The 13,245-nt window shown below is 51.3% G+C and carries 6 protein-coding genes; all 6 read right to left on the bottom strand.

The features are described 5' to 3' along the window. Window position 1: 1 nt before the first annotated feature. The 6 genes from SG35_RS29550 to SG35_RS29525 all read right to left on the bottom strand — a co-directional run bounded on the left by SG35_RS29550 (window position 2) and on the right by SG35_RS29525 (window position 13,190). Complete coding sequence (locus SG35_RS29550; protein ID WP_044832356.1) at window positions 2-1,294, bottom strand: ABC transporter substrate-binding protein; 1,293 nt, start codon at window positions 1,292-1,294, stop codon at window positions 2-4. Beyond that, window positions 1,291-2,124 carry a prohibitin family protein gene (locus SG35_RS29545; RefSeq protein ID WP_044832357.1) on the bottom strand — a complete coding sequence of 278 codons (834 nt, stop codon included), beginning with the start codon at window positions 2,122-2,124 and terminating at the stop codon, window positions 1,291-1,293. The genes SG35_RS29550 and SG35_RS29545 overlap by 4 nt, the downstream gene beginning before the upstream one ends. Next, window positions 2,121-3,056, bottom strand: a complete 936-nt coding sequence (locus SG35_RS29540) for a substrate-binding periplasmic protein (protein WP_044832358.1) — start codon at window positions 3,054-3,056, stop codon at window positions 2,121-2,123. The genes SG35_RS29545 and SG35_RS29540 overlap by 4 nt, the downstream gene beginning before the upstream one ends. A 38-nt stretch (window positions 3,057-3,094) precedes the next feature. Further along, window positions 3,095-4,765, bottom strand: coding sequence for a cyclic peptide export ABC transporter (locus SG35_RS29535; protein WP_053042961.1), 1,671 nt, complete (start codon window positions 4,763-4,765; stop codon window positions 3,095-3,097). Window positions 4,766-4,909: 144 nt separating this feature from the next. Beyond that, the gene (locus SG35_RS29530) at window positions 4,910-5,509 is read right to left on the bottom strand and encodes a YcjF family protein (protein WP_053042962.1); all 600 of its coding nucleotides are present in this window, start codon (window positions 5,507-5,509) and stop codon (window positions 4,910-4,912) included. A 226-nt stretch (window positions 5,510-5,735) separates the two neighbouring features. Then, the gene (locus SG35_RS29525; protein WP_053042963.1) at window positions 5,736-13,190 is read right to left on the bottom strand and encodes a type I polyketide synthase; all 7,455 of its coding nucleotides are present in this window, start codon (window positions 13,188-13,190) and stop codon (window positions 5,736-5,738) included. Window positions 13,191-13,245 lie beyond the last annotated feature (55 nt).

Raw genomic sequence — 13,245 nt, 5'->3', positions numbered from 1 at the left:
ATTAGTTAGCATCATTTTCAGCAACAAATCCCAGCGTCCCGTCTTTACGGCTGACCAGCTGTAGTATGGAGTAATTGATGTTGACACTCTCCCCTTCATTAAAACTATAACTGCCGAGTAAACCAAACCATACCGGCAAGCGGTAGTTCAGCGCCTCACTGACTTGGATCGGGACAACGGTTTTGGCACTTGCAACCCCCTGAGCATAGAGACGAACACTGTCATACCCCAACATGGCCGATACGTTGGCCTTACTACCAGTAAAGCGTTGATTAAACTTTTCTTCAAAACGTTTAACCTGATAATCACCCGCGCGGTAAAGAGTTGTTGTCCGGGTGCCGATGCCGTGCTCGCCGACAATATCAATAAACTCCTTCGGCGAATTGAACTCCCTGCTCCCGAGAAACGGCTGTAGCACACCGATTTCACGTGTAAAATGTATCACATGAGCAGCCAGTTTTGGCGGCATCAGTAAAATAATGGCATCGGTGTCACTGTAGCGTAATTCTGCAAGCGATGCCCGCAAGCGTCCCTGGTAACCCCGGTTTAAATTTCCCTCACCAAGCTGCATGGCATAAGAGCCCGACAGTGTTATGCCGTCGTTAACCAATTCGGTTCTGAGCAACTCAATCACTTCGGTCTCGTGATAGGTATCAAGATAGGCAATAAAAACCGTTTGCCACTTCTGCTGTTTGATTTCAGCGGCAATGTTGTCTGCAAGGATTTTATTCGGCGGCAGCAGCTGAAAATATAAGTCGTTGGCAACCCAGTCGATGCTTGAGTAACTACTGCCGGCATTGAGAAATAAAACGCCGTGTTTTTTGTAAACCACCATAGATGACAGGGCTGATTCCACCGGAATATCGGCACTGATCACCGCCGACACATTGTTTCGGGCAACCACCCGGTGGGCGATGTCGGCACCGGCAACCTGCTTGGCATTACGGTAGCGACCTTCGAGCATGGCGCGACCGACATGATGACTCTTTAAAAAGGAAGAGGCTTCGGTAAAGTGCAGCCTCAGCTGATGTCCGTCAATGCCTCCTTCGGCATTGATTTCTTCTGCCGCCAGGATTGCCCCGTCGCGAAATTGTTTTTTATCTTTATGCCAAACCAGGGCAATATCTATATCCTTGCCGGCGGCATAATTTTGTCTGATCATTGCCGTTCTTTCGATCGCCGTGGTGCCCAATTCCGGCTGACCGCATGCCGTTAAGCCAACCAGCAACAAGCCCGCCAACAGCGGCCGAAAAGTGCCAATAGCCCGATTACACATCACTTGTAAATATATCATTGGCCACCCAAAATGATCGGCAGGCCATCTTCGCCGGCGCCGATGACCACCACTTTACTGTTAGGCGACTCCGACAGCTCCAATGTCGCCTGAATACCTTGCCATTTTAACAGGTTTTCATTTAAGGTCGGGGTAATGATTTTCTGGTAGTCGCGTATCCCCCCGGCCTCTATCCGCTTACGTTCGGCCTCTTGTTCTTCCCGCTGCAACTTAAAGTTATAAGCTAAAAATTGCTGCTCATTAACCAATTTCTCCTCGATTGAAGCACGCACACTCTCGGGCAGCTCCACCGAGCGGATAATAATGTCATCTACATGAATATATTTACGTCCCACTTCTTCCAGGGCCAGGGTAATGATGTCACTTAACACACCTTCCCGGTTGGTATAAACATCTTCCGGTGTTAACCCGCCGATATTCTGCCTGAGCACGGATTCGATCTGCGGCAAGATGATCTTATCCGGATAGTCGGGACCCACCTTTTGATGCAACACCCCCAACAATTCGTAAATGGGTTGGTAACGAACGGCCAAAGTAAGCATGATAGGCAAACCCGCTTTGGTTAATACCTCAAAATCGTGCAATATCACTTGCATACGCGTATCGTATATATACATGGTATCTATCGGCAGGATCACATGTAAGCCCTCGGGGAAAATGTAATCGGTCACGGTACCTTTGGTTAACAGGCGATAAATAACCCCGGCTTCCCCCGGTTTAATAAACACCAGAATACGCGGCCAAAAGGCAGCAAAAAACAATAGGATCAACAAAAACAATACAATAAAGTAAGGTATGTGGTCTTTGAGCCAAAATTTTATCTTACTCATTTAAGTCTCCATTCATATTTATCGTAACCAGAAGGCTCCTGCGATCCCTTTTCTGGTGCGGCAAGGGCAAAACTGTGGAAAATATCCTCAACTTCCCCCCGCTTTTTCATATCGCTCAACGCCTGATCCAAACGATCATAGACAGCTTGTAGTGCCGGATTCTTTGAATATAAAAAATAGAGTTCCGGGTTATCATCCAGGGTAAAGTCTGCGTATTTAACACTCCTGGCGCCAACGGCTTGCAGGCGCTGTTCAACCTCCCGCTTGCTGCTGACCAGCATGACAGTGATCTCCTGGCGGTGAAAGGCCATGACCATTGACTCAATCGACGAATACGGCTCTTTTTTAAAATGACTCGCCTGTTGAAATTGGGTATTAAAATAATTACCTTGCGGATAACCCACCGCCATGCCCTCAAGATCGTTTAAGTTGCTAATCACTTTAGGGTCATGCTCCCACTGGGCAAAGTAAATAGACCTTTGCTCTTCCCTGATGCTGATACTGTAGCGATACAGTTTCTCTCTCTCCCGGGTGCGGGAGCGGATATGAGGCACTATATCGACACTGTTATCTGCCAAGCCGGTGAGGCTAGCCGACAAGGCTGCCTGACGCCACTCCAGTGCATAACCTATCTCGCTGGTCGCCTGTTCCAGCATTACCCGTAGCGGCCCGGAAAAACGCCCCTTGGAGTAATAAAACATATTGGGCGGCTGGTCGCGAAAAGTGGCAATAAGCTTTGGCCGCTTATCAACTGCCGGCGCTGACACCTCATCTTCTGGCTCAACAAAATCATCCATCATAACTTCCAGCTGGTAACGGTGCTCATAGGCAAAATAAGTCCCGGTAAAAACCGATACCAGCAACAAGGCAACACATAAGCCGAAATGGCGGTAATGTGTTATCCGCGTGAGCCCGGATTTATGTTTAATCACAGGCGTCCATCCCCATCATTGCTATCAACAGCGTCATATCAATTTCCCTTAACGCCATTTTCTGACAGCTGTCCTTCATCCATTTTAAGTACCCTGTCAGCTGTTGCGAAATACTTGTCATCATGGGTAACGGCAATAATGGTTTTGCCTTGCTCCTTAAGTCCGGGTAACAGGACTTCATAAAAGCGTTTGCGAAAACCGGGGTCTTGATCCGCCGCCAGCTCATCAAAGATGTAGATCTGCTTATCTTCCAAAACCGTATTAATATAAGCCAAACGCTTACGCTGCCCGGTTGAGAGGGCGGTATTGGTAAAGGCGCCGTTTTTAAAGCGGGTTTTACCGGCCAGCCCCATTTCTTTAATCAAGGCATTTACTTTGGAGCTGTCGATATCCTGGATGCCGTATAAGCGATCAAACAAATGAAAGTCGGTAAAAACAATGGCAAATAATTCCCGGTAATCGGCATAAAGATCCTGGTCCAGGAGTTCGCCGTTTATGGTGATTTCACCGCTGACGGGGTAATAAAGTCCGGTTAATAATTTCAGCAGCGTTGATTTGCCGCTGCCGTTGCCGCCAACAATAAACACCGTCTCGCCAAAGCGCAGGTCGAGATTAACCGGGCCCACCTTAAACTGGGCTGCCCCTTCCTTATCAACATACTGAAAACGGACATCTTGAAAATGTATGCGTTCAAAGGTGAACGGCTTGTGCTCGGGGGGCTCACCGAGCTGAAATCCTTGCGAGGCAGTGTCAACTTTTTGTTCCAGTTCACGCAAATTATTAACCGCGACATCCGCTTTAATAAACAGGGGGAAAGAGCCAAACAATAAATTCAGCGGCCCCATAATAAAGAGGATCGAAGCGGTTAATTTAATAATGGTTCCCGGGTCGGTGCCGTTGAAAAAAGGCCAGATAAATAAAATGGTGGCAATAAGGATATAAAAGAATATTTCCGAAAACATCATTACAAAGACAGAGTTTATACCGGCCCGGCTCTTTAAAGTCTTAACATCTGTGGCGATTTGATCCTGGTGCTCAAAAAGATCATGGCTTTTTATTCTGTTAAGCTTAATTTCCTTAAATCCGGACAAGGTATCATTAAGGGCATCGAAAAAATGTATTTCCTGCTCTGTCGCCGATTGCAAATCATTCATGATACGCTCTCTTTTGAGCATAAATACCCAGGCGCCCAAACCAATGGCGGTCACGGTTAGCATAAAGCCGGTCAGGGTCAGCCAGGCAACATACACCATAGTGAAGATCAGCATAATCGCGGCCTGAATAGAGGCAAAAACAACGGTCGCGCTTTGCGAGATTTGTACCGTATCCTGCGCCAAACTATTATAGATTTCGCTATGCCCCGTTGCTTCAACAAAACTGAGCTCGGTATGGCGGATCTTATCGGCAATCCGTATCCTGACCTTGTACAGGACTTCCTCCACCAATACCGCAGCCTTCTCCAGCGTATATCTTTTGGTATATATCAAGAGGGAAAGCAAGGCAGCAAACAACATCAGGTAATAAAACTGCAGATAACCGGCAGCAGAAAACTCGCCAACCATGCCGGCCCCGTGGTTAATTACACCTAACAACAGGCCATTGGTAATGCCGGATATAGCGGAAAAAGAAATAAGCTTTTTTCGCGGATACACTGCTTCCTGGTCAATAAACTCAAGCAGGCGTTTTGCTGGAAGATATTTTGATAACATTCGATACCTGTCAACCGGGTTCCATCAGTTACGGTATAAATCTACAGCACGAAAAATTTATACCGTAAAACTAAAATTGTTTAAGAAAATCATACAAAAAAATACCAGCTCTAAACTAGCCAACTGGTATTTTTTGTCCGAACATTACTTATTTTTAGAACTACTGTCGTTTTTTTTACGACCGCTGCCACTATCCTCCTTAGCTTTCTCCGCCGCCTGATCAACTTCACCAGACTCAGTTGCTTCGGCTACCACTTTTTTACCTTCATCAAACTGATGGGCAAAATGATCACGCACTTTCTCGGGATCAAAAGTCAGAAAGGTGCCGCCAGACTCAAAGTGTTGAATAAAGACTTTACCCAACGCAAAAGTAGTAGCGCCACTGATTGTTGGCATGGTTAATGTGCCAAGAATCGAACCGACACCCGGTATAACCTTCACTGCACTAGAGGCCACACGGGATGCAGACAAAGCAATGGTACTGCCGATCAAAGATGAAATAGACGAACGCACCAGTTCTTCTTTAAACGGAACATCGTAGATTTTAGCTAAACTGTGCACCATCTTTAGCTGAATCCCGGTTACTGCCACCAGATCGACAGCCGGGATCGGCACTAAACTGGGTACTACTGAGGCAATGGCATAATTGCGCACCACCATATTTGCCTGTTCAGTCTTGCTCGCTGTTGACTCATTTGATGCCTCTTTTGCATCCTTTTTTCCATTTTCGGCTACAGCATTCATATTTCCTCCTTCCTACGTTTAGAGCAAGCAGAAAAATCAACTTGCCATATCGCTGTTTACTTTACCTTTGAAAACAGCACTGAGTTAAACACACTTATTAACAACTTACCTTTACTGCACATCAGAACTGTCATTTCAACCGACACGGCCACCTTGCACAGCTGTTTTTATAAAAAACAGCAAGATAACCAATCAAACAAAACAACCTTCCCAATCTTTGCAATGGCTACCGGGACTCCTTAGCGCCAATTTCCTGCATAAGCATTTCTGCCAGTTCTTTTTCTGACAGCTCCTCAAGCCCGACTCCCTGTTCGGCTTGCTCGGGTTCTAATGCTTGTTGCAGCGAATCGGCAAACAAGGTTTCTACCAAGTAAGCAGCCATTCGCCTGATCGTCGGATAGTCAAAAGCCAAGGTAGACCTTAGCTTGCAGCCTATATCCCGCTCCAGCCGGTCTTTTACCTCTACCGCTGTCATAGAATCCATCCCGAGATCAAACAAACCTTTATCGACATCTAACTGCTGTGCAAGATCAACCTGCAACATGTCTTTTACCAGGTTAAGCAGGTATTGCTCGACCCGTTTTATACGTTGTGGCGTCGCCATAGCCGCCAACTCGGCTACCAGCACAGGTTGTGGCGATTTTTCTGCCACAGTCGGTTTAGCCCCGCCGGCACCGGCAAGAGCACGCAGCAATGCTTGCTGACCCGGCAACTCACTGATTTTTCCGGGCTCGATCGGCGCCGCCACCAGTTGCGCATATTCTCTCGCATGAGCCATAGCAAAGGCCAAAGCGCTTAAGCCATCGGCCGGCGCTATGGTGTGATAGCCCTGGGCCAGCAAACGTTTTTTATGGCGCTCGTCCATATTGGCGGCCATACCGACATCACTCCACGGCCCCCAATTGATAGTTAATGCCGCCAGCCCCTGCCCGCGGCGGTAATGTGCCAGCGCATCCAAAGCGGCATTACCGGCAGCATAAGCCGCCTGCCCTGCTGAGCCGAACACGGATGCCACAGAAGAGAAGAACACCGCAAACTCCACCGGGCAGTCGCCTAACGCCTGGTGTAAATGCCACGCCCCCGAGAGTTTGGGCAACAGCACCTTGTTAAAGCCGGTTTCATCCAGGTTTTCCACCAGCGCATCATCGAGTACGCCCGCCAGATAAAAAACAGATTGCAGCTCACCGTATGCCCTTGCATTTTGCACCAGGTGTTGTACATCGGCAGATACGGTGACATCGCATTGGATATGCGTTATTTTCACTCCCTGCCCGGCCAAAACATCAAATAATGCCTGCGATGCCTGTGTCGGGGCGTGACGCCCGGCAACAACTATGGTGCGGGCGCCGCAATCCGCCAACCAGGGAATAAGCGCCATGCCTAAGCCGCCATGACCGCCTATCACCAGCTGGACATCCGTTGCCGACAACGTCATTTTTTCCGCCGGCTCTTTATAGGGCAAAGCCGCCAGCGCCGGGGCATAATAGTTCTTTTGATGCCAGGCAAGCTGGGTTTGCGAATCATCCCGGTTGAAGATACAAGTTGCGATTGCCTGTACTGCCTGATCTTGCTCGGCTTGCTGCTCTAAATCCAGAGACAACACGGATAACCGGGACAGTTCATGTTGTAATGCCGCCACCATTCCCGGCAGAGGCGCATGTGCAATATTGATCGCGGTATCAGTCGTGGTATTGGTGTCCACATCCGAAAGTGAGACCTGCCGGCAGTTATGCGTGACCAGGAGCAGACGCAAACCATGCCCGCCATGGTGCTTTAATGCCTGGATGACCCCTAAAAATTGCTGGCACCCCGTAGCGGCATCTTCGAACGGCCAGTCACCGGCAATAAAAATAACGGTCTTTATGGTGTCTGAAACCGTTAAAACTTCGGCAACATCGGCCGCCACCTGCCGGCGCGAGCCCTGCCCCTGAATATAGGTCACGGCTATGTTTGGACTTTGTATATATTCACACAAGGCATTTGCCAGCGGATGGTGGCCGATAATCAGGCAATCGCCGCCGACTTCGTTTTGGCCAGATAAAGCGACCGGCTGCCAATCCATTTTATAAAACCAGTCGTTAATGCCCGGCCCCAGAGCAGAGCGGATAGCCCCTTCATCGGCTCGGCGCAACTCCAGCCCCAGGGTCTCAATCAAGACCTTGCCGGTATTGTCAAGCAGTTTGATGTTGCCTCTAAAGCGCCCCTCTTGCTGCATGTCGGCTTGCCACTGGGCGTGACACCATAACTCCCCTTCTTCAGGCAGTGCGTGGCAAATAAAGCTATCGAGACAAAAGGGAATAAGCGTCCCTTCAGTTCCTCCCGGCATTGCTTCCATCAGCACCTGCCAATGGGCATCAATCAAACCCGGATGCAAACGGGCGGCATCGCTGGCGGACATCCCCGGGGGCGGTGCAATCCTGGCAAGGGCCTGATGCTGTCCCGTTTGGATCGAGTTTAGCCAGCCAAACGATGCCCCCAGTTCAATATGCATAGCCTGCATTTTTTCCTGATGTGCCGTCACAGCCATTGGCTGAGGGCAAGCGGCTTTTAAAACATCGAGATCGACACTTTTCACGGCATCGGTCGATTTGGCCGCCTGCGCCCTGGCATGCAGCTGAGTGCGGGTATCCATGGTATTGTCGCCGGCGCTGCAGCTGCTTAGCTCACATTTCATGCCCTGCTGTTCCCGGGTCAAAATCACCTGAACATCCCGGCTGGCATCATCTTTGATCACCATGGGTTTGATAAACATCAGGTTGTCAAGCCGGACCCGGGAGCTGGAAACCGCGTCCATTGCCGCCCGCATCATTTTGGCGGCATAAATAGCCCCTGGCGGCACCATATGCCCGAATACCCGGTGATCCGCCAGCTCAGGCATACGGTTAGCGTCAAAGCGGCAACGGTACAGCTGCTGACTGACATGCGGCAGTGCGATGGACTCCCCCAGCAGGGGATCTGTCTGCGCCGCTTCGGCCAAACCAGGTTGCCGGTTGGCTTCAATCCAGTGCCTTACCCGCTGCCAGGGGTAAGTCGGCAGCGGCACCCTATATCCGGGTTTATCCCGGTTGCGTGTGCCCCAGTCCAGATCACAACCGGCCTGATACAAGGCGGCCAATGCCGTTTGCAGGCTCTGCTGATCATCGCTGTTGCGCCTTAGGCAAGGCTGCCAAAGTGCCGGGACATCATCCGCTGCGATTTGCAAACCGAAAGCGCACATCACAGGATGGGGACCGAGCTCGACAAAAGCGCGGTGTCCCATAACCAGTGCCAGTTTAATGGCTTGCTGGCAATTAACCGTTTCGCGGACATGTCGTACCCAGTAATCCGGACTTGCCAAAGCTTCATCGACCACCTCTCCCGTCAGGGTTGAAATAAAGGTCACGCCGGGTCTTGATAACGATACCTGTTCGACAAGCTGCCTGAATTCCTGCAGCATGGGCTCCATCAAGACCGAGTGGAATGCGTGAGAGACCGGCAGGCGTTTAACGCTGATGCCTGCATCCTGCAATACGGTTATCGCCGCATCCAGGTTCACTTTATCTGCGGAAATCACCTGGTTGTCGGGGGCATTGCTAGCGGCAAGGCAAACCTTGATACCGCTTTGCGTCAATATATCTTGCATTCGCGCTTTGCCGGTCAATACTGCTGCCATGGCACCGCCTTCAGGCAATGACTGCATTAAACGCCCGCGCGTTGCCACCAGCTTGACCGCATCCGCCAGACTGAATACCCCGGCATACCAGGCCGCGGCAAATTCACCTATGCTGTGCCCGATCATGGCCTGCGGCTGAATGCCCGACTCTTCCAGCAACTGCAGCAAAGCCACCTGGATGGCAAACAATGCCGGCTGGGTATAAGCGGTTTGCTGTAAGAGCCGGCCGTCCTTTTCCGACGCCTCAAATATCACCTCAAGCAAGTCATGCTCTAAATAAGGTGAAAACAAGGCTGCGCATTCGTCCAGGGATTGCCTGAAGCCTGCTTCGCTGTGATAAAGTTTTTGTGCCATGCCCGTATACTGGGCGCCTTGTCCGGTAAATAAGAATACCGGCCCTTTACCTGTATCCTGGCGTCTGACGGGCTCGCCAAGTCCGCGTTCAAGTTCGGTTAACATCGCCTGGCGATTAGCGGCAACAAAGGCGCGGCGGCAGGGGAAATGCTCACGTCCGGTTTGCGCGGTAAAACAAATGTCACGTAACGGGGTCTTCGGGTGCTGTTTTAACCAGGCGATATATTTCTTTGTCAGGGCGCTCAGGGCTGCCGGATTTTTTGCCGCCAGGGGCAGGATTTCAACGTCCGGCGTTTCAGCTGCCGTCTCAGCTGCCGGCGCCTGCCCGGGGGCCTGTTCAAAGATCACATGGGCATTGGTGCCGCCGATGCCGAGTGAATTCACCCCGGCGCGCCTGGGGATGCCGTCAGTTTGCCACGGCAATAATTTGTCGTTGACAAAAAAGGGACTCGAGGCAAAATCAATTTGCGGATTCGGCGTCTCATAGTGCAGGGTGGCCGGTATCTGTTTGTGCTTGATTGCCAGCACCGCTTTTAATGCCCCCGCGATCCCCGAGGCTATGCCCATATGGCCGATATTGGTTTTTACTGAGCCCAGCGCGCAAAACTGGTTACGGCTCGAATCGTGACGGATCGCCTTGGTTAGGGCCTGTACTTCGATCGGATCCCCGAGCGGCGTCCCGGTGCCGTGTCCTTCAATAAAACCTAAGGTATCCGCCGAAACGCCGGCCCTGTCCAGGGCTTTACGGGCAGCACCGTATTCCCCCAGCATGCTCGGCGCGGTAAAGCCCATTTTCTGGCCGCCGTCGTTGGTCACCGCAGAGCCGCGGATCACGGCATAAATATGATCGCGATCGGCAACGGCTTTATCCAAACGCTTGAGCAGTATCGCACCCGAGCCGCTGCCAAAAATGGTGCCGCTGGCGCCGGCGTCATAAGCCCGGCAATGGCCGTCCGGGGTGACCAGCATGCCCTCGGAATACAAGTGTCCGGCATATTGCGGCAGCATGGCGGCGCAGCCTCCCGCCAAAGCCACAGCCGATTCCCCCGAACGTATGCTTTTGCAGGCTTCGTGAATCGCCACTAAGGTGCTGGAACAGGCGGTTTGCACATTGACGCTCGGCCCGGTTAAATTCAGCTTGTAGGAAACCCGCGTCGGCAAATAATCCTTGTCGTTGGTGATCATGACATTAAAGCCGTTGGTGGAGTCTACCGTAAGCAGCTCCCCCAAATTTTCCTGCAGCAGCCAGTCGCTGTTGGCAAAAATATTGTTGAGCAGATAGGTATTGGTGCCCGCTGAAGCAAAGACCCCCACCTGCCCGATGCTCTGTGGGGTATAACCGGCGTCTTCAAAAGCTTCCCAGGCGGTTTCCAGAAAGATCCGCTGCTGGGGATCGATAATACGTGCTTCCCGGGGAGAGTATTTCCAGAAATCGGCATCGAAACCTTCAATATCCGCCAGCACGGGGGCGGCATGCACATGATCGGGATTATGGGCCTGCTCGGGTGTCAGCCCGGCTTTGATCGCTTCATCGGCGCCATAAAAGCTGATCGACTCTATACCTTGTTTCAGGTTATCCCAGAAGGCCTCTGGCCCGTCGGCGCCGGGCAAGCGACAGGCGATGCCGATAACGGCAATTGCCATATCCTGAGCCGCGGCTTCATCCCCCGAAGGGGTGGCATTTGGCTGCGCCTGCGTATCTTTTTGCTCTGCGCTGAAATACTCCGCCATGATGTTAACGGTCGGGGTGTTGAACAGCTCGACAATGGCAATCTGCCTGCCGATTAATTTTTCCAGCTCCGCCTGCACCTGAAAAGCCAGTAAAGAATGCCCTCCCAACTCAAAAAAGGTATCATCGTAGCTGATCTCATCCAGCTCAAGCACCTGACACCAAATGGCGGCAATTTGCTCTGCCAGCGCTGAGCCGGCTTTGGCTTTACGGACCTTGTCGGAGCGCTTTTCCTGCACCAGGTTCCGCTGTGCAAATTCTCCCTGTTCAAGCAATTCTTTCAGTTTGGGACGCTGAATTTTACCTATGGCGGTGCGCGGAAACTCTTTCGGCTCCAAACGGATCATTATGGCAGGAGACACCCCGACCACCTGCATCAGCTGATTGCGGATCGCTTTATTGAGCTGTATCAGATCGGCATGTTCACTTTGCTCGCAGTGATAAAGGATGGCCAGCTGCTCGGTATTTTTACCGGCAACATTGACCCCGCAGGCCGCGACATTGCCCCGGGTAATGGCCGGCAGCTGCTCTACCGCCCCTTCAATTTCATGGCAGTAAAAATTATTACCGTTAAGAATAATGATGTCTTTTTCGCGTCCGGTGATAAACAGGTGGCCGTTGCGCAAAAAGGCCAAATCCCCCGTGGTTAACCAACCGTCTTTGATGATCTTGCTGTTGAGCTCTTCCTGGTTGTGGTAGCCGGAAAATACCGACGGTCCTTTCAGCTGCAACCGGCCGCTCTGCTGCTCCGGCACAACCTGGTCATTGTCATCGACGATGCGGATAGAGGCGCCGGGAATACAGGGGCCGAGATCGACAAAACTGTCATCATCGTGGCTATTTTCCAGGGTGAAACCGGTTGACCAGGTAATGCCCGAGCAGGTTTCCACCATGCCAAAAGCAGGTCTTAACGCATCCAGGGGCAATTGATGCTGCTGCAAAAGGCGGATAAAGTCGCGGGCGGTGCGGCTGACTATCGCCTCGCCGGCATTGACCATAAAGCGCATACAGGATAAATCCCAATGCCTGTCGGCAAGTTCCTGCTGTTTTTCCAAAAACAGCGAAAAGACAAAGTTGGGCGCCCAGGAAATAGAAACCCGGTGCTCGTGGATCAAATCCAGCCAACGCAGCGGCTGCTGCAATACGTAGGAAATCGGCACATGGAACTGGTCGCATTTGAGTGCCACCCCCATTACCCCGAGAAAAACCAGCGAGCCGGCATGGTCCATCGACATCCAGTTCAGGGTCACATCGTCTTGGCTAAAGTCATTCATCTCGATAGTGCCGTCCACCATAGCCAAAATGGTGGCGTGTGTTTGCGGTACCCCTTTGGGAATACCCGTGCTGCCCGAGGTAAGAAAGAGCACGGCAACATCTTCGGGGTTCGCCTGATAAAACCGGCTCGGCGTTTCCCCTTGCTGCAGGGCTTCCAGGTTTAAAATCCGGGGAATAAAGGCTGCGAAAAACCGGCTGACATCGCTGATCGGCCCGGATAAGGCTTCGCAGGTCAGGATCGCCGGCTGGTCAAAGTTCTGCCAGACATTGACCAGCTTCTGTGTTTGATTCTGATCATCATAGGTCAGGGCAACATTTAACGGGACAGGCACCACGCCGGCCAAAATACAGCCCCACATGGCGGTAAATAAATCGCCTGCATCTTCTATCTGCAACAGGACTTTCTGCCCCGGCTCAAGCCCGGCCTGCTGCAAACCGCCGCTAATTTTTCCTGCCCGGCTCAGGAGTTCGCCATAATGGCGGCGCGTTAAATTGCCGTCGGCGCCAACGGACACAAATCCCTTATTGCAATGATCTTCCCCCGCGCGCTGCAGTAAACTGACGAGTCTTGAATCTGGTACCGAAAAACGGGTGCGCTCGCCACCAAAAGCTAAAGAGTCCTTGCTATCCGGTAACTGCTTGTTTTTATGATCCCTGATATGTTCCATCATTTGTGTCCCGTGTAATAGTTAAAAGTTAGCTGTCAGGCTTAATCTATACATATAC

It is taken from the genome of Thalassomonas actiniarum (genome assembly GCF_000948975.2).
Classification (GTDB): domain Bacteria; phylum Pseudomonadota; class Gammaproteobacteria; order Enterobacterales; family Alteromonadaceae; genus Thalassomonas; species Thalassomonas actiniarum.
Note: the sequence above shows the minus strand (reverse complement) of the source record. Positions and strands in the feature narration are given on the sequence as shown.